Consider the following 22,129-nt stretch of genomic DNA (forward strand, 5'->3'; position numbering starts at 1 on the left):
TTGTTATGACCCCAGAACGTTATGCGCGCATCCGCGAAATGCTTGCGGCCCGACAGCCAGACCTGACGGTCTGCATGGAACAGGTGCATAAACCGCATAACGTTTCTGCCGTCATCCGCACGGCAGACGCCGTTGGCGTTCACGAAATCCATGCTGTCTGGCCCACCACCCGGATGAAGACGCTGGTCTCTTCGGCGGCAGGCAGCAACAGTTGGGTTCAGGTCAAAACTCACAAAACCATTCAGGATGCCGTCGCCAAAATGAAGGCGCAAGGCATGCAAATTCTGGCCACCAACCTGTCAGAGAAAGCCGTCGACTTCCGCGCGATTGATTACACCCGTCCGACCTGTATTTTGCTGGGTCAGGAGAAAACGGGCATCACGCCTGAAGCATTAGCCCTGGCAGACAGCGATATCATCATTCCGATGATCGGTATGGTGCAGTCTCTTAACGTTTCCGTCGCTTCGGCGTTGATTTTGTATGAAGCCCAGCGCCAGCGTGAAAACGCCGGCATGTATCGCCGCGACACCAGCCTGCTGAGCGAGAAAGAGCAACAGCGATTGCTGTTTGAAGGTGGCTATCCGGTGCTGTCGAATGTGGCGAAGCGAAAAAAACTGCCACGCCCTTTCATTGACGATCAGGGGCAAATTATTGCCGATGATGAATGGTGGTCTGCGATGCAAATGACGGTTAAAAAAAGATGAAAGGTCGCCTGCTCGACGCCATCCCGCTGACGTCGCTTTCCGGCGTCGGAGCCAGTCAGGCAGATAAACTCGCTAAGCTCGGCCTTGAAACTATTCAGGATTTACTGCTTCACCTGCCTTTGCGTTATGAAGATCGTACCCGCCTTTACACCATCAATGATTTGCAGCCCGGTATTTTCGCCACCATAGAAGGCGAAGTCCTGCGCAGCGATATCAGTTTTGGTCGCCGCAGAATGCTCACCTGTCAGATAAGCGACGGTACCGGCATGGTGACATTGCGCTTCTTCAACTTTAACGCCGCGATGAAAAACAGTCTGGCCGCAGGCCGTCGTGTCACTGCTTATGGTGAAATCAAACGCGGCACAATCGGCGCAGAAATCATTCATCCGGAATACCGCATTCAGGGTGAAAACAGCGAAGTGGTTTTGCAGGAATCGCTGACACCGGTTTACCCGACAACAGAAGGCATTCGTCAGGCAACGCTGCGTAAACTGACCGATCAGGCACTTGAACTGCTCGACACCGTGCCAATTGCCGAACTGTTGCCGGAAGAACTGAGCCGGTCGTTGATCCCGCTTCCTCAGGCGCTGCATTTGCTGCACCGCCCACCGCCTGATATCCAGCTTGCCGATCTTGAAAAAGGTCATCATCCGGCACAACGCCGTCTGATTATGGAAGAGCTGCTGGCGCACAATCTCAGTATGCTGGCCGTCCGCGCCGGTACACAAAGTTATAAAGCCCTGCCGTTGCATCATGACGACCGGTTGAAGAATCAGTTTCTCGCGTCCCTTCCTTTCAGTCCGACCGGTGCGCAGCAGCGCGTGGTGGCTGAAATCGAGCAGGATTTAGCGAAAAGTTATCCGATGATGCGCCTGGTTCAGGGCGACGTCGGTTCTGGTAAAACGCTGGTCGCTGCACTTGCCGCCCTTTGCGCTATCGCGCAGGGGCAGCAGGTCGGATTAATGGCACCCACTGAATTGCTGGCCGAACAACACGCCAATAATTTCCGTCAGTGGTTTGAACCGCTGGGCATTCAGGTAGGCTGGCTGGCAGGAAAACAAAAAGGTAAAGCGCGGCAGGCGCAGCAGGACGCGATCGCCAGCGGACAGGTGTCGATGGTGGTGGGAACGCATGCCATCTTCCAGGAACAGGTTTTGTTCTCTTCGCTTTCCCTGGTCATTATTGATGAACAGCACCGTTTCGGTGTACATCAGCGTCTGGCGCTGTGGGAAAAGGGGCTGCAACAGGGCTTCCACCCGCATCAGCTGATCATGACCGCTACGCCGATCCCCCGCACACTGGCGATGACTGCCTATGCGGATCTGGATACGTCCGTCATCGACGAACTGCCTCCGGGCCGTACGCCGGTGACAACCGTCGCGATCCCTGATACCCGCCGCAGCGACATCATCAGCCGGGTGAAAAGTGCCTGCGAACAGGAAAACCGTCAGGCTTATTGGGTGTGTACGCTGATTGAAGAATCAGAAATGCTGGAAGCTCAGGCCGCAGAAGCCACCTGGGAAGGGCTGAAAGAGGCGCTTCCGGCACTCAATATCGGACTGGTTCATGGGCGCATGAAAGCGCAGGAAAAACAGGCCGTCATGCAGGCGTTCAAACAGGGTGAAGTGCAGCTGCTGGTTGCCACCACCGTGATTGAAGTGGGCGTCGATGTTCCCAATGCCAGCCTGATGATTATCGAAAACCCGGAGCGTTTAGGACTGGCGCAGTTGCACCAGTTACGCGGACGCGTCGGGCGCGGTGCTGTCGCGTCTCACTGCGTTCTGCTCTATAAAACGCCCCTTAGTAAAACTGCGCAGAAACGTTTGCAGGTTTTACGCGACAGCAACGACGGCTTTGTCATTGCCCAGCAGGATTTAGAAATCCGCGGGCCGGGCGAATTACTGGGTACGCGCCAGACCGGCAGTGCCGAGTTTAAAGTCGCGGACCTGTTGCGTGACCAGGCGATGATCCCCGATGTACAGCGCATTGCGCGTTATCTGCAGCAGCAGTTCCCTGAACATGCCAGGGCCCTGATTGAGCGCTGGCTGCCAGAACGCGTCCGCTATACCAACGCCTGAGTCTCTTTTTCCTGCTCGTATACCCTCGAAACATTATTGAAAATGATGTTTCACCCTCAACACATTTTTGCCATTTCTCCTTATCCTCCCTCAACTGCGCTTTCTGCATCGGTTATTTGATAACCTTCACAGAGTGAGGCAAAGCCGGTAACCGGTTCCACACCCCACCACTACACTGATGATAATTAAGGCAACCCTGTCTGATGTCCTCAACATAAGGCCAAATCATCATGAGTATCAGCCAATCCCTCTTTACTTTTATAGAACAGAAAATCAGCCCCTTTGCCGCACGACTGTCCTCTCAGCGACATGTCATGGCGGTGCGCGACGGCTTCATTTCAGCAATGCCCTTTATGATTGTTGGATCATTTTTATTGGTTTTCGTGCATCCGCCCTTTTCGCCGGAATCGTCATGGGGTTTCGCCAGAAGCTGGCTGGCGCTCTCGGCAAAATATGAAGTGCAGATCCTGACGCCGTTCAATATGACCATGGGCATCATGTCGATCTATATCTCGGCATCGATTGCCTACAATCTGGCGCGCAGTTACAAACTTGACCCGTTCATGACAGCCATGCTGGCGCTGATGTCTTTCCTGCTGGTGGCCGCGCCACAAATTGATGAAAAGATGCCGACGGCGGCGCTGGGCGGTGTGGGGATCTTTACCGCCATTCTGGTGGCCATTTACGTCACGGAGCTGACGCGGTTACTGAAAAAATACAATATCGGCATCCGCTTACCCGAGCAGGTACCGTCAAACATTAAGCATTCATTTGATTTGCTGATCCCGATTATTGCTGTGGTAGTGACGCTTTTCCCGCTGAGTTTGCTGGTGCAATACGGGTTTGATATGTTGCTGCCGCAGGCAATTATGGCGCTGTTCGAGCCGCTGATTTCCGCCGCTGACTCGCTGCCTGCGGTGCTGCTGGCCGTGCTGATTTGTCATCTGCTGTGGTTTGCCGGTATTCATGGCTCAGCCATCGTTTCCGGCATGTTGCAGGCATTCTGGCTGACCAATCTCGGGCTAAATCAGACAGCCCTCGCTGCCGGTTTACCGATGACGCATATCATGACTGAGGCATTCTGGAATTTCCTGATCGTGATTGGCGGGTCCGGCGCGACCATAGGACTGGTGCTGCTGTTTTGTCGCAGTAAGTCAGCGCACCTGCGCACAATGGGGAAACTCAGTCTGGTGCCGAGCTGTTTCAATATCAATGAACCGGTCATTTTCGGCACGCCTATCGTGATGAATCCGGTCTTTTTCATCCCCTTCCTGCTGGCACCCATGGTCAACGCCGTCATCGCCTATCTGGCCGTGTCGACCGATCTGCTTCCGCATATGATTTCACTGGTTCCGTGGACGTCTCCGGCACCTGTCGGGGCGGCATGGGCAATGGGCTGGGATTTCAAAGTATCGATTCTGGTCGTTTTGCTGATGGCGCTGTCGATGGTGATTTATTATCCGTTCTTCAAGGTCTACGAGAAGCAGTTAATGACGCAGGAGAAAGCCGCTGAAGCTGAACAGGTGTTCACTGAAAAGGCCGACGCCACGCAATAACCGAAAGGGAAGGAAGGAGGCAGGCACAGAAGCGATGTTTCTGTGCCTGTTTTTTTAGCTGATAGCCGGGAATATCGGCAGCATCAGATAGAGTTTAATGACAATCGCATTGGCGATATCGATGAAGAAGGCGCCCACCATCGGCACCACCAGAAACGCAAGATGCGAAGGACCAAACTGATTGGTGATCGCCTGCATATTGGCAATGGCTGTCGGCGTAGCGCCCAGTCCGAAACCGCAGTGCCCGGCCGCCAGCACCGCCGCGTCGTAGTTTTTCCCCATCACGCGATAAGTGACAAAAATCGCGTAAAGCGCCATCGCGAGGGTTTGTACCATCAGAATCGCCATCATCGGCAGCGCCAGTGACGCCATCTCCCATAACTTCAGACTCATCAATGCCATGGCGAGGAACAGCGACAAGCTGACGTTACCCAGCACGGACACTGCGCGATCGAAGACACGATAAAAACCCAGCCATGCCAGCACATTACTCAGGATCACACCGACGAAGAGCACGCAGACAAATGTCGGGATTTCAAATGCCGAACCCTGCAACAGGCCGGAGATGTGCGTACCCGCGGTCAGGCAGATCGCAATCAGCGCGATGGTTTCCACCATCACCAGGGGCGTGATCATTCTGCCAATCGACGGTTTCTCAAAGGCACTCGGGTCGACCGTATCCTCAGGGGTACCGTGAGGTGTGGAAGAATGGCTCACCAGATAGCGCGCCACCGGGCCACCGATAATCCCACCGAGTACCAGACCGAAGGTCGCACAGGCCATGGCAACTTCTGTCGCGTTTTCAAAACCATAACGCTCGGTGAACAGCTTACTCCACGCCGCGCCGGTGCCGTGACCACCGGAAAGGGTAATTGACCCCGCCAGCAACCCCATCAGCGGATCCAGACCGAGCATTTTCGCCATGCCGATACCGATGGCGTTTTGCAAAAGCAATAAACCCACAACCACAAAAACCAGCAGGAAAAGGGATTTCCCCCCTGCTCTCAGGCTTGCCAGATTGGCGTTAAGGCCGATCGTCGCAAAAAATGCCAGCATCAGTGGCTCTTTTAAGGACATGTCGAAACCGACTTCCCAGCCGAACATCTGATTGGCGATCAGCAACAGCAAAGCGACCAGTAACCCTCCGGCGACGGGTTCAGGAATGGTGTATTTATTGAGGAATTTGACCGACTGGACGCATTTTCGTCCTAAAAGGAGTACCAACGTGGCGGCAACCAGTGTGCCGTAGGTATCGAGTTGAATCATTGACGAACTCCATTCTAAAATAAATCCAATAAAATTATTACGTTATAAACTTTTCGCTTACCGTTTTTTTCCCAGAGGCTGAATTAGAAGTCATTCACGCTGCATTACGCAAGAAAAACAGGCCATAAACGCCACCTAAACTCAAACCAGCCACTGAAAATTGCTGATAGCAAACGATTGCTTTTGTCGTTAATTTCAATAAAAATGCCCGCTTTGCCGCTTATTGGAATGCCACAACATGAGTTCGCAAACCGCAGAACAAGAAACACAGCAACCCGATCTCTCCCGCCAGCAAAAAAGTGAACTGATTTACCGGCTCGAAGACCGCCCGCCTTTACCTCAGACGTTATTTGCCGCCTGTCAGCACTTGCTGGCGATGTTTGTTGCGGTGATCACACCGGCATTACTGATTTGTCAGGCGCTGGGTCTGCCTGCACAGGACACTCAGCACATCATCAGCATGTCGCTGTTCGCCTCCGGTCTGGCGTCTATTTTGCAGATCAAAACCTGGGGGCCGGTCGGTTCCGGTTTGCTCTCCATTCAGGGCACCAGCTTTAACTTTGTGGCACCGCTGATCATGGGCGGAATGGCACTGAAGAACGGCGGCGCAGATGTACCGACCATGATGGCCGCGCTGTTCGGCACGCTGATGCTGGCTTCCTGTACTGAAATCATCCTGTCCCGTTTCCTGCATCTCGCGCGCCGCATTATCACGCCGCTGGTTTCCGGCATCGTGGTGATGATTATCGGGCTGTCACTGATTCAGGTCGGGCTGACGTCGATTGGCGGCGGTTACTCCGCCATGAGTGATCACACTTTCGGCGCACCGAAAAATCTGTTGCTGGCAGCCGTGGTGCTGGTGGTGATTGTTCTGCTGAACCGTCAGCGCAACCCGTACCTGCGTGTCGCTTCTCTGGTGATCGCCATGGCTGTGGGTTACCTGGTGGCCTGGATGATGGGGATGTTGCCGACCGCGGCTGCGCCAGCCACCCAAAGCAACTGGATAACCTTACCGACGCCGCTGTATTACGGGCTGGGTTTTGACTGGAATCTGCTGATCCCGCTGATGCTGATTTTCATGGTCACGTCGCTGGAAACTATCGGTGATATTACCGCGACCTCAGACGTTTCGGAGCAGCCGGTCAGCGGCCCGCTCTATATGAAGCGCATCAAAGGCGGTGTTCTGGCAAACGGCCTGAACTCAATGCTGTCTGCGGTATTTAACACTTTCCCGAATTCATGTTTCGGGCAAAACAACGGCGTGATTCAGCTGACCGGTGTTGCCAGCCGTTATGTCGGTTTCGTTGTCGCGCTGATGCTGATCGTACTGGGTCTGTTCCCGGCGGTGGCCGGGTTTGTGCAGCATATTCCTGAACCTGTTCTGGGCGGTGCGACCATCGTGATGTTCGGCACCATTGCCGCATCCGGTGTGCGTATTGTTTCCCGCGAGCGCCTGAACCGCCGCGCGATTATGATCATGGCGCTTTCTCTGGCCGTCGGTATGGGTGTTTCCCAGCAACCGCTGATCCTGCAATTCGCGCCCGACTGGCTGAAAACCTTGCTGTCATCCGGTATTGCGGCAGGCGGGATTACTGCGATAGTTCTGAATCTGGTTTTCCCTCACGAGAAGTAAACACAGGATGTAATCCGCGTGCAACAGCGGCAGAGGGTCTGGAACCCCTGCCGCTTTTTATTGTCTCCATTCTGCTAACCTGTTGAGAAAAGTCGCTGTTTGCGGCATAAACAAAGAATCTTTTTTCCACTTTCCCGCTACAGGGCTCCAGACGATGAGATTTATCGGTAAAATTTTGCTGACGTTCGCCTTACTTCTGGTACTGGCGATCGTGCTGGTGTACGTCCTGTTGCAAACGCGCTGGGCCGCTGGCTGGGTCAGCCGCTGGATCAGCAACAACAGCGAGTACCGGGTCTCCGTTGAGAAACTCGACCATAACTGGTCATCTCCGGGGCGCGTGACGTTAAACAATGTGGTCTTCGGGCAAAAGAATCAGCCGGAAATTCTCAGTGCCGGGGAAGTCGATCTGGATTTAAGCTGGCGTCAGATCACTGAACCGCGCTTTTTCGATCGCGTCGTTCTGATTAACGGACGTCTTAACGTCAGTCCTTCCTCAATGAATTTGCCGTTACAGGCCAATACCCTGCAACTGAGTAAGATGGCGCTCACCGGCAATGCCGCCGGCCTGGATATTCAGGGGCAGCAGATTAATGCCGGTATTTCGCCATGGCAGCCGAAACCTCATCAGCTTTTAGGCGATAAAGCCGACTTCCAGCTAAGCGCCGCCAGCCTGACGGTCAACGGACTGCCAGCCGAAAATGTGCTGATTCAGGGCAATATCAATAATAAAAATCTCACGCTGAGTAATTTTGGCGGTGATCTGGCGCGCGGTCAGCTGACCGGCAAAGCCACACAGGCCGCCGACGGCAGCTGGAACATCGAAAACCTGCGCCTGAGCAATGTGCGTCTGCAAACCTCCAAACCGCTTTCCGCTTTCTTCGATGACTTCCAGACCCTGCCCAAAGTGACCCTCCAGCGTCTTGATCTGATCGACGCGCGTTTGCAGGGAACGGACTGGGCCTTCAGCGACGTTGATTTGTCAGTACAGGATCTGACGCTGGAAAAAGGTGACTGGCACAGCGATGACGGCGAAATCACGCTGAATGCAACCGACATGATTGACGGCAATCTGCATATTCAGGATCCGATCATCAGCCTCGACCTTTCGCCGCAGGGCATTGCGATCAAACAAGCCACGGCGCGCTGGGAACGCAGTTTACTGCGCACAACCGGCAACTGGCTGCGCGCCAACAAACGCCTGCAGCTTGATGAAGTGTCTGTCGCGGGGCTGGAATACACATTGCCGGAAAACTGGAAACAGCTGTGGAATCAGGCACTGCCGGATTCGCTGTCAGAGGTGTTTATCAGCCGGTTCATTGCTAACCGCAATCTGATCATTGATATCAATCCGCAATTCCCGTTCCAGCTGACGGCGCTTGATGGCCTCGGCAACAATCTGCTGCTGGCGCGTAATCACCAGTGGGGGATCTGGAACGGCACGCTGAATCTCAATGCCAGCGAAGCGACCTTTAACCGCAATGATGTGCGTCGTCCCTCCATTACACTGAATGCGAACGACAGTCAGGTGAACATTTCCGAACTGAGTGCGTTCACCAAAGAAGGATTGCTGGAAGCCAGTGCGACGGTTGACCAGCAGCCGCAGCGTCATTTCTCGCTAAAAATGACAGGCCGCTCCGTGCCTGCCAATCAGCTGGAAAACTGGGGATGGCAGCATCTGGCGCTGGAAGGAAATGCGAATATGCAGCTCAATCTGCAAGGGCAGATGCCCGCAAATGTGGATTACAAACCGACACTCAGCGGGACATTGCAGGTGAACAGCGCCAGCGGGCAGTCCGTGACGGAAAGAATGGTCAGCGGACTGGTGTCCGGCGCGGCCACAACAGCAGCGCCAGTACCCGCTACGCCGTAATTCAGGTCAGTTGATTTCAGGTTCCAGCGGTGCGCCGGGTGCCGCTGGAAGCACCAGATAGGTGCCTTCAAACACCGCGCCGTCCACCTCATCACCGTATAAATTCACTTCAAGCTGCACGCGCGCTTTGCGCCCGCGGGCCAGACGGTCGAGGTCACCGCGAACAGAGCCGAGATCGGCCACCGCACGCGGCCTGCCGGTCACCGGCGTACTGTAGCGGATGTGGGCATCGGCCAGCACAATGGTGCCGCCCAGATGGCGCTCACGCAGCAATAACCAGATCAGCCCCCAGCCGGTCAGCGTCGCCAGTGAAAACAGACTGCCGGCGAAGAGTGTGTGGTGCGGGTTCTGGTTGCCCGTCTCAGGCATCGTGGTCACAAAACGCTGGCCGGTGTACTGACTGATACGGACGCCCATTTTTTCGCTGAGCGGAATATGGTCATACCAGGCCTGTTGCAGCTGACCGCACCAGTCTGGGCGATGCAGAATATCATCCAGCGTTTCGATCGGTTTGATCATCAGGAAATGGCGAACCGGCGTGGTTTGCGGGGTGGTAATTTCCCCCTGATTCACAAAGCCCAATTTGGCAAAGAAATCCACGGCATCTTCACGGGCGCTACAGACCACACGTTTCACCCCTTCCTGACGCGCCACAGACTCCAGGGTCATCGCCACCAGTGTTCCCAGCCCTTTGTCCTGCACATTCGGATCCACCGCCAGGAAGCGGATAGAGGCTTCATTATCGGCATTGATGTATAAACGACCCACCGCCACCGGCTCGCCGTGTTCATCCACCACCATCTGGTGATGTGCGATAGAATCGTAGGCATCACGCTCTGAACCCTCCGGCTGGTGCAGCGGTTTACGCAGCATTTCCCAGCGGAATCGGTAATAGGCGGCCAGTTCTTTTTCGGTCGTCGGTACTCTCAGGTGATACATAGATACTTTCTCTCCGGCGTTATGCCTTGTCGGTCAGACTTGTAGCCAGAAGGTCACCGGTCCGTCGTTCACCAGTGCCACTTTCATGTCCGCTGCAAAACGACCGGTTTCGGTCGCTATGCCTTTTTCCCGGCACTGCCCGCAAAAATACTGATATAACCGGTCAGCTTCCTGAGGTTCCGCCCCGCGTGAGAATCCCGGGCGCATGCCTTTTTGCGTGTCTGCCGCCAGTGTGAACTGCGACACCACCAGCAGACTGCCGCCAGCCTGCTGCACGTTCAGATTCATCTTGTCGTTTTCGTCACCGAAAATCCGGTACCCGATCACCCGTTCACAGAGGCGTTTGGCTTTTTGCTCATCGTCGCCCTGTTCAACACCCAGTAACACCAGTAATCCCGGCCCTATCTGGCCGCAGATTTCGCCCTCTATCGTGACGCTGGCATTCAATACCCGCTGAATTAACGCGATCATACATATCCTTCGGACTGATTATTCTTCTGCGATGTGTTGCGCGGACTGCAATTTCCTCAGAGAACGGAATTCTCCCAGTGTGACGGTAATTTCCGCCCCGAGAAGTACGATACACCAGCTGACATACACCCAGAGAAATAAAATGGGGATCACAGCCAGTACACCGTAAATCAACTGATACGACGGAAAAAGCTGAATGTATAAGGTGAAGATTTTTTTACTTAACTCGAATAAAGCCCCGGAAACCAGCGCGCCCACCAGCGCATCCTTTGCCGGAACTCTCACCGTCGGCACGACCTGATAAAGCAGCCAGAATGTCACCCAGGAAATCAGCAACGGCAGGATGCGCAGCGCGTGGTCGATCACCGAATGCACGCCGCTGATATTCAGCCAGTTCAGGGAGAGCAGATACGAGCTGACCGCCACACTGGCGACCAGCAAAATAGGCCCGAGCGTTAAAACCATCCAGTAGACGGCAAAGGAGAAGACGATCGGGCGCTTGGTTTTGCTGTCCCAGATTTTGTTCAGCACGCTGTCTACTGAGGCGATCAGAAGCAATGCGGTGACGATTAATCCGCAGGTGCCCACGGCGGTCATTTTGCTGGAGTTGGCAACAAACTGTTCCAGATAACGCTGGATGGTGTTGCCGGTGGCGGGCATGAAGTTGGAAAAAATGAAAGTTTTCAGCTGCATGCTGATGTCTGAGAAAACCGGGAATAACGCAAACAGCGAAAACACCACGGCGATCAGCGGCACCAGCGAAAGCAAAGAGACATAAGCCAGATGGCCCGCGAGAAGCGTCAGGCCATCTTTATCCGAACGCTTCAGCAGCAGGTGCGTGAATCTCCACAATGATTTTAGGTAGTGGCTCAGTGCCCTTTTCTGCATCCGTACATCCTTCAGGAAAAGTATTGCGGTACCGTCTGGTTATCTTCCACCCACACAGCCTGAATGCCTGCCTGCCGGGCAGCTTCAATATTTTCGGCAACGTCATCAAAGAACACGGCCTGATCGGCGGTAAACCCTTCGGTGTCCAGAACGTGCCGGAATATTTCAGGTTCCGGTTTGCGCATACCGAGATTTTGCGAGAGGTACATCGCATCCGTATTGGCTTCGATTTCCGGATAATGATGCGGCCAGAAATCCAGATGTAAGCGATTGGTATTTGACAGCACGACGACGCGATGACCTTCTTCGCGAAGCTTCTGGAATAAGGTAATGACTTCCGGACGCAGACCGACGAAAACGGCGTGCCAGCCCGCACTGAACTGCTCGAAGCTGAGCGCAATGCCCATTTCATCACACAGATCGGCGGCAAACTGTTCGTCGCTGATTTCACCGCGCTCGTGTTTCTGGAACGCCTCGCCCATTGAAAAACGCTCGGTCAGCATGGCCAGCGGCGTTCCGCTCAGATGGCTCCACACCCCCAGCACACGTTTGAAATCAATATCTATAATGACGTTTCCCATATCAAAAATGTACAGCATTGCACGCTCCTGATTTCAACGATGACAGTTAACTTTAGCGGTAAAACGTACAGGTGAACAGTGACATCTCTGCGGGGTTTAACGAACGGAGAAGAAAAAAACATAAAAAAAACAGGGTACCCGGAGGCACCCTGTTTCTGTGTAACGGCTAACGTGGAAGAAGATTAACCTTCTTTAGGGCCACGCATTGCACGTTTACGATCGTTCTCGGTCAGGTGACGTTTACGGATACGTACAGACTGAGGAGTCACTTCGACCAGTTCGTCATCATCGATGAATTCCAGAGCTTGCTCCAGAGACATTTTGATAGCAGGAACCAGAGTCGTTGCTTCGTCAGTACCGGACGCACGCATGTTGGTCAGTTTCTTACCGGTCAGGCAGTTCACGGTCAGGTCGTTAGAACGTGAGTGAATACCGATGATCTGGCCTTCATACACTTCTGCGCCGTGGCCCAGGAACAATTTACCGCGGTCTTGCAGGCTGAACAGTGCGAACGCAACAGCTTTACCCTGACCGTTGGAGATCAGCACGCCGTTCTGACGCTGGCCGATTTCGCCCGGACGAACGTCATCGTAGTGGCTGAACGTGGAGTACAGCAGACCGGTACCGGAAGTCATGGTCATGAATTCGGTACGGAAGCCGATCAGGCCACGTGCTGGGATCAGGTAATCAAGACGGATACGACCTTTGCCGTCTGGGATCATGTCTTTGACATCGCCTTTACGCTCACCCATGGCCTGCATGACAGAACCCTGGTGTTGCTCTTCGATATCCAGTGTCACGTTCTCGAATGGCTCTTGCATGCGGCCATCGATTTTACGGTTGATTACTTTAGGACGGGAAACCGCCAGCTCGAAACCTTCGCGACGCATGTTTTCGATCAGAACCGACAGGTGAAGTTCACCACGGCCTGAAACGCGGAATGCATCAGCATCTTCAGTTTCTTCAACACGCAAGGCAACGTTGTGCACCAGTTCTTTGTTCAGACGGTCAAGGATCTGACGTGAAGTCACATACTTACCTTCTTTACCACAGAACGGAGAGGTGTTGACGTTGAAGTACATGGTTACTGTTGGTTCATCAACGCTCAGCGCTGGCAGAGCTTCAACATTCGCCGGATCACAGATAGTGTCGGAGATGTTCAGTTCGCCCAGGCCGGTGATGGCGATGATGTCGCCCGCTTCAGCAACGGCCGCTTCGATACGCTCAAGACCCATGTGGGTCAGAACTTTACCGACTTTACCGTTACGGGTTTTGCCTTCGCTGTCGATGACAGTGATCTGCTGGTTAGGCTTAACGGTACCGCGTTTGATGCGGCCGATGCCGATGACGCCAACATAGTTGTTGTAGTCCAGCTGAGAGATTTGCATCTGGAAAGGTGCATCCATCTCAACTTGTGGCGGAGATACGTGGTCAACGATCGCCTGATACAGCGGGGTCATGTCTTCGGCCATATCGTTATGGTCGTTACCCGCGATACCCATCAATGCTGATGCATAGATGATTGGGAAATCGAGTTGTTCGTCGGTTGCGTCCAGGTTAACGAACAGGTCGAAGACCTGATCAACAACCCAGTCAGGACGCGCGCCAGGGCGGTCAACCTTGTTGATTACCACGATCGGTTTCAGACCATTAGCGAAGGCTTTTTTGGTCACGAAACGGGTTTGCGGCATTGGGCCATCCATTGCATCCACAACCAGCAGCACCGAGTCGACCATTGACATCACACGCTCTACCTCACCGCCGAAATCGGCGTGTCCTGGGGTATCCACGATGTTGATGCGGTAGTCTTTCCAATTAATGGCGGTGTTTTTTGCGAGGATGGTAATCCCACGCTCTTTCTCCAAATCGTTGGAGTCCATTACGCGTTCAGTGGCTTCTACACGCTCTCCGAAAGTACCGGATTGTTGCAGCAGCTTGTCGACCAGGGTGGTTTTACCATGGTCAACGTGGGCAATAATGGCGATGTTACGCAAATTTTCGATCACAGCTTTGCCTCAGGCATTAGAAATAGCGCGCTATTGTACACGTATTAAGCGAGGTTCTAAACAAGATCACAAGGATCTTGATGAAACAACTTATGGATGGTTACTTTGTGATCCCTTTCACGGTGCAAAAAGACCACTGAACCATTATGACGCACCGTTTTGGTGCCATGCATCTCAGAGTTAGCACCATTATAGTGCAGAAATTCCGTTATGGTGCATACTTATCGAGTGCAAGAGCCCTGTAAAATGGCGTTGTTTGCATTTTCTCAAAGTTGGCACACTTTTCGCTAATAGTTTTTAGGGTAAAAAAAAGTTTTTACAGGGTGAAGCGTCTGACCAGTCAAATAATAGCGCTGTTCAGTCCACACGCCAGTTCAAGTAAAGCTGTTATTTCCAACTAAAGACCAAAAATGGTTATTCGTTCCACGACGATAATGAGAAATTCGGGAGAACTAGTATGTCCGCTGAACACGTTTTGACGATGCTGAATGAGCATGAAGTGAAATTCGTAGATTTACGTTTCACTGATACCAAAGGCAAAGAACAGCACGTCACCATTCCTGCACACCAGGTTAGCGCTGACTTCTTCGAAGAAGGCAAAATGTTTGATGGCTCTTCAATCGGTGGCTGGAAAGGCATTAACGAATCTGACATGGTATTGATGCCAGATGCGAGCACTGCTGTTCTGGACCCATTCTACGAAGAAACCACCCTGATCATTCGTTGCGACATCCTTGAGCCAACTACGCTGCAAGGTTATGACCGCGACCCACGCTCTACCGCAAAACGTGCAGAAGACTTCCTGCGTTCTTCCGGTATCGCGGACACCGTTCTGTTCGGGCCAGAGCCAGAATTCTTCCTGTTTGATGATGTGCGCTTCGGCAGCAGCATCTCCGGTTCTCACGTGGCTATCGATGATATCGAAGGCGCATGGAACTCCAACACCAAATACGAAGGCGGCAACAAAGGCCACCGTCCTGCAGTGAAAGGCGGTTACTTCCCGGTTCCTCCGGTCGACTCCTCCCAGGATCTGCGCTCTACCATGTGTCTGACCATGGAAGAAATGGGTCTGGTTGTTGAAGCTCACCACCACGAAGTGGCAACTGCAGGTCAGAACGAAGTGGCAACCCGCTTCAACACCCTGACCAAGAAAGCCGACGAAATCCAAATCTACAAATACGTGGTTCACAACGTGGCTCACGCATTTGGCAAAACCGCGACCTTCATGCCAAAACCAATGTTTGGCGATAACGGTTCAGGTATGCACTGCCACATGTCTCTGTCCAAGAACGGTAACAACCTGTTCGCTGGCGACAAATACGGCGGCCTGTCTGAAATGGCACTGTTCTACATCGGCGGTATCATCAAACACGCTAAAGCAATCAACGCCTACGCTAACCCGACCACCAACTCTTACAAGCGTCTGGTCCCGGGCTACGAAGCGCCAGTGATGCTGGCTTACTCCGCGCGTAACCGTTCTGCATCCATCCGTATTCCACACGTATCAACGCCAAAAGCGATGCGTATCGAAGCACGTTTCCCTGATCCAGCGGCTAACCCATACCTGGCGTTTGCTGCACTGATGATGGCTGGCCTCGACGGTATCATCAACAAGATCCACCCTGGCGATGCGATGGACAAAAACCTGTATGACCTGCCGCCGGAAGAAGAAGCAGAAATTCCAAAAGTTGCAGGTTCACTGGAAGAAGCACTGAACGCACTGAACGAAGACCGCGAGTTCCTGACCCGTGGTGGCGTGTTCACTGACGACGCTATCGATGCTTACATCGGTCTGCGTAAAGAAGAAATGGACCGCGTGCGTATGACTCCGCATCCGGTTGAGTTCGAACTGTACTATAGCGTCTAAAAAAACAGCGTTTGATTTTTAATTGAACCTGAACTCAGCGCCGGTTTTCCGACCGGCGCTGAGAGAAATACCCGACTGGAGGACGGCGTTAACAACTCCTTCAGCGTCAAAATTAAGTATGACGATTTATATTTGTTGCCGTGGAAACTTTCAGCCCATCTCCGGATGGGCTTTTTTCTCCACACTCTTTCCTGCTTAACCCCTCAGGCCCGTGATTTCCCCGGGTAGCGAGATAAAATGCACCAATCAGGTGCGGGAGACTGCGGTATGGCAACTGGCAAACTGCCCGATGCTGGGCAGATCCTGAATTCCTTAATCAACAGCGTTCTGCTGTTGGACGACGAACTGGCGGTGCATTACGCCAATCCGGCGGCTCAGCAGTTACTGGCGCAAAGTTCCCGAAAGCTTTTTGGCACCCCTTTGCCAGAACTGGTGGGATATTTTTCGCTGAACATCGAGTTAATGCGTGAAAGTCTGACAGCCGGACAGGGCTTTACAGACAGTGAAGTGACGCTGGTGGTTGACGGTCGTGCGCATGTGTTGTCGCTGACCGCGCAGATGCTGCCGGAAGGTTTCATTCTGGTGGAACTGGCGCCGATGGATAATCAGCGTCGCCTGAGTCAGGAACAATTGCAGCATGCTCAACAGGTTGCTGCGCGTGATTTGATCCGCGGTCTGGCGCACGAGATAAAGAATCCGCTCGGCGGATTACGCGGTGCCGCGCAATTGTTATCCAGAGCGCTGCCTGATCCAGCCTTGCTGGAATACACCAAAGTCATTATCGAGCAGGCTGACCGTCTGCGTAATCTGGTGGACAGATTGCTTGGGCCGCAACGTCCGAGCCAGCATGTGACGCAAAGTATCCATCAGGTGGCGGAACGGGTTTGCCAGCTGGTATCGATGGAGAAGCCGGATAATGTTCAGCTGGTGCGGGACTATGACCCGAGCCTGCCGGAGCTGGCACACGATCCCGATCAGATAGAACAGATTTTGTTAAATATTACCCGCAATGCCTTGCAGGCGCTGGGGGAGGAAGGCGGCACAATTACATTACGCACACGTACCGCTTTCCAGATCACGTTACATGGCGTGCGTTACCGCCTGGTGGCCCGTATCGATATTGAAGATGACGGCCCCGGCGTTCCGGCGCATTTGCAGGACACCCTTTTTTACCCCATGGTCAGTGGCCGCGAAGGGGGCACCGGTTTGGGCCTGTCTATCGCGCGCAGTTTGATTGATCAGCATTCGGGTAAAGTTGAATTTAACAGTTGGCCAGGACATACCGAATTCTCGGTTTTCCTGCCTATTCGCCAGTGAGGTTCTTATGCAACGAGGGATAGTCTGGATCGTCGATGACGATAGCTCCATCCGCTGGGTACTTGAACGTGCGCTCACTGGAGCCGGTTTAACCTGCACCACGTTTGACAGCGGCAATGAAGTGCTTGATGCCATTGCGACTCAAACCCCTGACGTGTTGTTATCGGATATCCGTATGCCCGGGATGGACGGTTTAGCCCTGTTAAAGCAGATTAAACAACGTCACCCGATGCTTCCGGTCATCATAATGACAGCGCATTCCGATCTGGATGCCGCAGTCAGCGCCTATCAGCAAGGTGCCTTTGATTATCTGCCAAAACCGTTCGACATTGACGAAGCCGTGGCACTGGTTGAACGCGCCATCAGTCATTATCAGGAACAACAGCAACCGGCACGCAGCCAGCCGGCAAGTGGCCCGACTGCCGACATTATCGGCGAAGCGCCAGCCATGCAGGACGTGTTCCGCATCATCGGCCGTTTGTCCCGCTCTTCCATCAGCGTGCTGATTAACGGGGAATCCGGTACAGGTAAAGAACTGGTCGCGCATGCTTTACACCGTCACAGCCCGCGCGCCAAAGCGCCCTTTATCGCGCTGAACATGGCGGCAATCCCGAAAGACCTGATCGAATCCGAATTATTCGGCCACGAGAAAGGGGCATTTACCGGTGCCAATACCATTCGTCAGGGGCGTTTTGAGCAGGCCGATAACGGCACGCTGTTCCTCGATGAAATCGGTGATATGCCACTCGACGTGCAAACCCGTCTGCTGCGCGTGCTGGCAGATGGTCAGTTCTACCGTGTGGGCGGTTATGCGCCGGTGAAAGTGGATGTGCGAATCATCGCCGCGACGCACCAGAATCTGGAACTGCGGGTACAGGAAGGCAAATTCCGTGAGGATTTATTCCATCGCCTGAACGTTATCCGCGTCCATCTGCCACCGCTGCGCGAACGCCGTGAAGACATTCCGCGTCTGGCGCGTTACTTCCTGCAAGTGGCAGCCAAAGAACTGGGAGTGGAAGCGAAAAACCTGCATCCGGAAACGGAAACCGCACTGACGCGTCTGCCGTGGCAAGGCAACGTGCGCCAGCTGGAAAATACCTGTCGCTGGCTCACCGTGATGGCAGCGGGTCAGGAAGTGCTGATTCAGGATCTGCCCAGCGAACTGTTTGAGACGTCAGCCCCGGAAACCGGCGGTCAGAGTCTGCCGGACAGCTGGGCAACGCTGCTGGCACAATGGGCAGACCGCGCCCTGCGTTCCGGTCATCAAAACCTGCTGTCAGAAGCACAACCTGAAATGGAGCGTACGTTACTGACCACGGCGCTGCGCCACACTCAGGGACATAAACAGGAAGCCGCACGGTTGCTGGGCTGGGGACGCAATACCCTGACCCGTAAGCTGAAAGAACTGGGCATGGAATAATCCTTCTGTGTACCAGACAGCAAAACAGCCGCTTATGCGGCTGTTTTGCTTTGCTCAGCGAAGAAAATCAGATCACGCGGGAGAACTGCTGCTGACGCACCTGACGGCGCAGATAAATATCAAAACACATACAGATATTGCGGATCAGCAAACGTCCGCGCGGCGTCACCTGAATATGCGTGTCGCTCACCTCAACCAGCCCGTCTTCTGCCAGCGGCTTCAGCAGCGCCAGATCGTCGGCAAAATAGTCGGTAAACTGAAGGCCGTAACGCTGTTCGATATCAGCGAAATTCAGTTCAAAATGGCAGATCAGCGATTTGATCACGTCGCGGCGCAGGCAGTCATCATCGGTCATTTCCAGACCGCGCCATAACGCATTCCCCTGCTCTTCCACTCTGGCGTAATACGTTTTGAGATCTTTTTCGTTCTGCGCGTAGGTATCGCCGAGCATGCTGATCGCCGAAACGCCCATCCCCAGCAAATCGCTGTCGCCCTGAGTGGTATAGCCCTGGAAATTGCGGTGCAGTTTGCCTTCTCGCTGGGCAACCGCCAGTTCATCATCAGGACGGGCAAAGTGATCCATGCCGATAAAACGGTAACCGGAGGCGGTCAGCGAGGCGATGGTTTCCTGCAGAATTTTCAGTTTCTCTTCCGCGCCGGGTAAATCGGCATCTTTGATTTTACGCTGAGCAGCAAACAATTTTGGCATATGCGCATAGTTGAATACGCTCAGCCGGTCGGGATTAAGCTCAGCCACGCGTTGCAGTGTGTAGGCAAAACTCTCCGCCGTTTGTTTCGGCAGCCCGTAGATCAGGTCGATATTGGTCGAATTGAAACCCAGCGCGCGGGCGCGTTCCATCAGAGCAAAGATGAAGTCTTCATCCTGCTCGCGGTTCACCAGACGCTGCACTTCTTTATTGAAATCCTGAACGCCCATGCTCAGGCGATTAAAACCTTCGCTGCGCAGGTGATCGAGCACATCCAGCTCGATTTCACGAGGATCCACTTCCAGTGACATTTCTGCATCGGGCAGGATATCAAAGTGTGCCCGCAGAAGGCCCATCAGACGGCTTATCTGCGCTTTATTGAGGTAAGTCGGTGTACCACCGCCCCAGTGCAGCTGACTGACCTGACGGCCTTTAAAGAGCGGTGCACGGTGGCTGATCTCTTTTTCAAGCACGTTAAGATATTCTTCGGCTTTATGCTGCTGGCGTGTGACCAGTTTATTGCAGCCGCAGAAGTAGCAGAGTTTATGGCAGAAAGGAATGTGCACATACAATGAGAGCGTACGCGCCGGATAACGGGCGGCCGCATTTTCGAAAGCGATGTTGTCGTAGCTTTCACTGAACTCAAGTGCTGTGGGATAGGATGTGTATCGCGGGCCCGAATAATTGTACTTCTGGATCAGCGCTAAATCCCAGACGGTGGTCTGTTCTGACATAGGTGACTTACTCCTTCCGGCGTCGGATGCTGCCGGGTCGCCTTACAGGCAGGCTTGGGGCCTGCCGTGCAAAGGTCGCTCTGCGCAAACGTGCTTTGGTTTTCGATAACCGGCGTAGTTTACCGAATAACCAAAGCAGATAACATGCAAAGAGTAAGGCTATTGCCGGGATAACCCAGCGCATGGCTTAGAAACCTTCTTTCGGGTTCCCGCGCTTGAGCAACTGCATCATGTCTTCGTTCTTCACTTCTTCTTCGTCATCTTCGTCGTCGCCGAGTTCAATGCCGAGGATTTCCATCAGAACGTCGATGCGATCCAGAGTCTGGTCAACATAAGCCTGATCTTCTGCGCTTAACGCTTTGCCATCGTCGATGAGATCCAGCAAGGAATCCAGACGCTCATCGTTCTCAAGTAACGTCAGTTCTTCTTCCGGCGTCATCTTCGGTTTTGGATCTTGCTTCGGCTGTGCGGCTTTCTTCGCTTTCGCTGCATTGTTCGTGACGGTCTCAACGATCAATGGCACGGCTTTTTTACTGCCGATACGCGGATCGGCTTTTTTCGCGCCTGCGCCGTTCTGGTTCTGAGCCGCATCCGGGTTCGCGCGGGAGCCTGCTTTATGGCCACGGCGCTTGTTATCACGCTTGCGTTCGCGCGCTTCGATATCAAGCTCTACACGACTTTTCTTCTTCGTTTTCGCTGTCGCGGTATTGGCGCGCGGTGCTTTCGCTGGCTGTTTCATGGCATCTGCTCTTAGGTGTGTACATTTAGTATAGATTTGCGGCGGAATCTAGCAGAAAGCGGGCAAAGAAAAAAGGCAGCAAGGTAACCTTGCTGCCTTTTTCTTTCCTTCATGAGAAGGATGTTCATCAAACACTTTCCCTGTATAGCGTCAACGTCCCGGTTTTTCCTTTGCCTTTCAGAGCCTCCGGCTCCGTTCATCCCTAAATCGCGATGCATTTCCCGTGATCCCTGAATGCAATTATCGTCCGTGTTTCCCTGCTTGCCTTCATCGCGTAAGAATTACTTTACCCGACTGACACAAAGGCTCAAGATACCCGCCAGCTGTGTTTAAGGTGCAGAGAGCGCCTTAATTTTATCTTATTGAAATTGAATGACATTAAAAAATACAGCGTTAAAACAAGCGAAATAACCCGCATCATGAATAGCAAATGTCTTACATCATGAAGGCAATTTTCCCCCGCCTTCATCTCTGTGGTCCCTTCGCCTCATCATTCGGATTTTAAAAACACGAACACATCACGGCGCAGTTGCAGTTATAATCGCCAGCCAGATACTCATGCCTCACGGAGACGCACGCTTTGACCAGCCAAACTTACAACTATCATATGACCCATTTCGTCATGAGCGCCCCGGATATCCGGCATTTGCCATCTGACGCAGGCATTGAAGTCGCATTTGCTGGTCGTTCAAACGCCGGCAAATCCAGCGCACTGAATACCCTGACGCAGCAAAAAAGCCTTGCACGTACCAGTAAAACACCGGGCCGCACCCAGCTTATCAACCTGTTTGAAGTGAAACCGGGTATTCGCCTGGTCGACTTGCCGGGTTATGGCTACGCGGAAGTGCCGGAAGAAATGAAACGCAAATGGCAGCGTGCGCTGGGCGAATATCTGCAAATGCGCAACTCGCTGAAAGGTCTGGTTGTGTTGATGGATATCCGCCATCCGCTGAAAGATCTCGATCAGCAAATGATTCAGTGGGCAGTGGATGTCGGTACACCGGTGATGTTGCTGCTGACTAAAGCCGACAAACTGGCTTCAGGCGCACGTCAGGCGCAGATCAAAATGGTTCGCGAAGCTGTGAAGGAATTCATGGGCGACATTCAGGTCGAAGCGTTCTCGTCACCGAAGAAAATGGGCGTGGATAAACTGAGTGACAAACTGAACACCTGGTTCAGCGAAATCCCACCGGAAGTGCTGGAAGAAGCGCTGTCCGACGAAGGCGAATAATTGCGCCCTCCCGTAAGGGAAAATGTAAGTTAAGAACAGAAAGGGTGGCCGCAGGGTCGCCCTTTTTAATGGGCTTTTGTGGGTAAAAACCGACGAAAATCCAATAAAAAACGCCCCAGACA

General features: G+C 53.3%; 17 protein-coding genes. 9 read left to right on the plus strand and 8 right to left on the minus strand.

All coding sequences use genetic code 11. The features are described from left to right. Positions 1-5: 5 nt before the first annotated feature. From trmH to J9880_RS07430, 3 genes are all read left to right on the plus strand, one after another. Positions 6-704, plus strand: a complete 699-nt coding sequence (gene trmH, locus J9880_RS07420; protein ID WP_119823938.1) for a tRNA (guanosine(18)-2'-O)-methyltransferase TrmH — start codon at positions 6-8, stop codon at positions 702-704. Next, complete coding sequence (gene recG / locus J9880_RS07425) at positions 701-2,782, plus strand: ATP-dependent DNA helicase RecG (RefSeq protein WP_095924088.1); 2,082 nt, start codon at positions 701-703, stop codon at positions 2,780-2,782. Before trmH ends, recG begins: the two co-directional genes overlap by 4 nt. A gap of 230 nt (positions 2,783-3,012) precedes the next feature. Further along, a complete protein-coding gene (locus J9880_RS07430; protein ID WP_232770269.1) occupies positions 3,013-4,338 on the plus strand; it encodes a PTS sugar transporter subunit IIC in 1,326 nt (441 codons plus the stop codon). Between the two features lie 54 nt (positions 4,339-4,392). On the opposite strand, the gene gltS is transcribed toward J9880_RS07430, so the two are convergent. Next, positions 4,393-5,604, minus strand: coding sequence for a sodium/glutamate symporter (gene gltS / locus J9880_RS07435; RefSeq protein WP_095924086.1), 1,212 nt, complete (start codon positions 5,602-5,604; stop codon positions 4,393-4,395). A 238-nt stretch (positions 5,605-5,842) separates the two neighbouring features. Between gltS and J9880_RS07440 the strand changes: the two genes are divergently transcribed. Both J9880_RS07440 and J9880_RS07445 read left to right on the plus strand, forming a co-directional pair. Beyond that, entirely contained in the window at positions 5,843-7,237 is a 1,395-nt protein-coding gene (locus J9880_RS07440; RefSeq protein WP_133823903.1) for a nucleobase:cation symporter-2 family protein, read from the plus strand. 154 nt (positions 7,238-7,391) lie between these two features. Next, complete coding sequence (locus J9880_RS07445; protein ID WP_232770270.1) at positions 7,392-9,107, plus strand: AsmA family protein; 1,716 nt, start codon at positions 7,392-7,394, stop codon at positions 9,105-9,107. A 6-nt stretch (positions 9,108-9,113) separates the two neighbouring features. Here the strand turns inward: J9880_RS07445 and fabY are convergent, their stop codons facing one another. The 5 genes from fabY to typA all read right to left on the minus strand — a co-directional run bounded on the left by fabY (position 9,114) and on the right by typA (position 13,992). After that, positions 9,114-10,046 carry a fatty acid biosynthesis protein FabY gene (fabY, locus tag J9880_RS07450; protein ID WP_095924083.1) on the minus strand — a complete coding sequence of 311 codons (933 nt, stop codon included), beginning with the start codon at positions 10,044-10,046 and terminating at the stop codon, positions 9,114-9,116. A gap of 33 nt (positions 10,047-10,079) precedes the next feature. Continuing rightward, entirely contained in the window at positions 10,080-10,517 is a 438-nt protein-coding gene (gene dtd / locus J9880_RS07455; protein ID WP_095924082.1) for a D-aminoacyl-tRNA deacylase, read from the minus strand. 18 nt (positions 10,518-10,535) lie between these two features. Next, positions 10,536-11,405 carry a virulence factor BrkB family protein gene (locus J9880_RS07460; RefSeq protein WP_095924081.1) on the minus strand — a complete coding sequence of 290 codons (870 nt, stop codon included), beginning with the start codon at positions 11,403-11,405 and terminating at the stop codon, positions 10,536-10,538. Positions 11,406-11,416: 11 nt separating this feature from the next. Continuing rightward, complete coding sequence (gene yihX, locus J9880_RS07465; RefSeq protein WP_095924080.1) at positions 11,417-12,004, minus strand: glucose-1-phosphatase; 588 nt, start codon at positions 12,002-12,004, stop codon at positions 11,417-11,419. Positions 12,005-12,168: 164 nt separating this feature from the next. Then, positions 12,169-13,992: a ribosome-dependent GTPase TypA gene (gene typA, locus J9880_RS07470; RefSeq protein WP_095924079.1), complete on the minus strand. Its 1,824-nt coding sequence runs from the start codon at positions 13,990-13,992 to the stop codon at positions 12,169-12,171. A gap of 457 nt (positions 13,993-14,449) precedes the next feature. Between typA and glnA the strand changes: the two genes are divergently transcribed. From glnA to glnG, 3 genes are all read left to right on the plus strand, one after another. Continuing rightward, positions 14,450-15,859, plus strand: a complete 1,410-nt coding sequence (gene glnA / locus J9880_RS07475) for a glutamate--ammonia ligase (protein ID WP_232770271.1) — start codon at positions 14,450-14,452, stop codon at positions 15,857-15,859. Between the two features lie 267 nt (positions 15,860-16,126). After that, positions 16,127-17,176: a nitrogen regulation protein NR(II) gene (gene glnL / locus J9880_RS07480; protein WP_013577653.1), complete on the plus strand. Its 1,050-nt coding sequence runs from the start codon at positions 16,127-16,129 to the stop codon at positions 17,174-17,176. Between the two features lie 7 nt (positions 17,177-17,183). Further along, positions 17,184-18,596 (plus strand): nitrogen regulation protein NR(I), encoded by a 1,413-nt coding sequence (glnG, locus tag J9880_RS07485; protein ID WP_095924078.1) that lies wholly within the window; start codon positions 17,184-17,186, stop codon positions 18,594-18,596. 67 nt (positions 18,597-18,663) lie between these two features. Here the strand turns inward: glnG and hemN are convergent, their stop codons facing one another. After that, positions 18,664-20,037 (minus strand): oxygen-independent coproporphyrinogen III oxidase, encoded by a 1,374-nt coding sequence (hemN, locus tag J9880_RS07490; protein WP_232770272.1) that lies wholly within the window; start codon positions 20,035-20,037, stop codon positions 18,664-18,666. Between the two features lie 187 nt (positions 20,038-20,224). Further along, complete coding sequence (gene yihI / locus J9880_RS07495; RefSeq protein ID WP_119823949.1) at positions 20,225-20,776, minus strand: Der GTPase-activating protein YihI; 552 nt, start codon at positions 20,774-20,776, stop codon at positions 20,225-20,227. Between the two features lie 580 nt (positions 20,777-21,356). On the opposite strand from yihI, the gene yihA reads away from it, so the two are divergent. After that, entirely contained in the window at positions 21,357-22,007 is a 651-nt protein-coding gene (gene yihA, locus J9880_RS07500) for a ribosome biogenesis GTP-binding protein YihA/YsxC (RefSeq protein ID WP_095924073.1), read from the plus strand. The last annotated feature ends 122 nt before the right edge of the window (positions 22,008-22,129 follow it).

This window comes from Rahnella victoriana (assembly GCF_021276285.1).
In the GTDB taxonomy this organism is placed as follows: domain Bacteria; phylum Pseudomonadota; class Gammaproteobacteria; order Enterobacterales; family Enterobacteriaceae; genus Rahnella; species Rahnella victoriana.

What these genes read in the sequence shown, in the direction of transcription:
- glnA (WP_232770271.1), top strand. Translation starts at nt 14,450, where the DNA reads ATGTCCGCTGAACACGTTTTGACGATGCTGAATGAGCATGAAGTGAAA.
- J9880_RS07430 (WP_232770269.1), top strand. Translation starts at nt 3,013, where the DNA reads ATGAGTATCAGCCAATCCCTCTTTACTTTTATAGAACAGAAAATCAGC.
- dtd (WP_095924082.1), bottom strand. Translation starts at nt 10,517, where the DNA reads ATGATCGCGTTAATTCAGCGGGTATTGAATGCCAGCGTCACGATAGAG.
- J9880_RS07445 (WP_232770270.1), top strand. Translation starts at nt 7,392, where the DNA reads ATGAGATTTATCGGTAAAATTTTGCTGACGTTCGCCTTACTTCTGGTA.
- J9880_RS07460 (WP_095924081.1), bottom strand. Translation starts at nt 11,405, where the DNA reads ATGCAGAAAAGGGCACTGAGCCACTACCTAAAATCATTGTGGAGATTC.
- yihX (WP_095924080.1), bottom strand. Translation starts at nt 12,004, where the DNA reads ATGCTGTACATTTTTGATATGGGAAACGTCATTATAGATATTGATTTC.
- recG (WP_095924088.1), top strand. Translation starts at nt 701, where the DNA reads ATGAAAGGTCGCCTGCTCGACGCCATCCCGCTGACGTCGCTTTCCGGC.
- yihI (WP_119823949.1), bottom strand. Translation starts at nt 20,776, where the DNA reads ATGAAACAGCCAGCGAAAGCACCGCGCGCCAATACCGCGACAGCGAAA.
- fabY (WP_095924083.1), bottom strand. Translation starts at nt 10,046, where the DNA reads ATGTATCACCTGAGAGTACCGACGACCGAAAAAGAACTGGCCGCCTAT.
- trmH (WP_119823938.1), top strand. Translation starts at nt 6, where the DNA reads ATGACCCCAGAACGTTATGCGCGCATCCGCGAAATGCTTGCGGCCCGA.
- hemN (WP_232770272.1), bottom strand. Translation starts at nt 20,037, where the DNA reads ATGTCAGAACAGACCACCGTCTGGGATTTAGCGCTGATCCAGAAGTAC.
- gltS (WP_095924086.1), bottom strand. Translation starts at nt 5,604, where the DNA reads ATGATTCAACTCGATACCTACGGCACACTGGTTGCCGCCACGTTGGTA.
- glnL (WP_013577653.1), top strand. Translation starts at nt 16,127, where the DNA reads ATGGCAACTGGCAAACTGCCCGATGCTGGGCAGATCCTGAATTCCTTA.
- glnG (WP_095924078.1), top strand. Translation starts at nt 17,184, where the DNA reads ATGCAACGAGGGATAGTCTGGATCGTCGATGACGATAGCTCCATCCGC.
- J9880_RS07440 (WP_133823903.1), top strand. Translation starts at nt 5,843, where the DNA reads ATGAGTTCGCAAACCGCAGAACAAGAAACACAGCAACCCGATCTCTCC.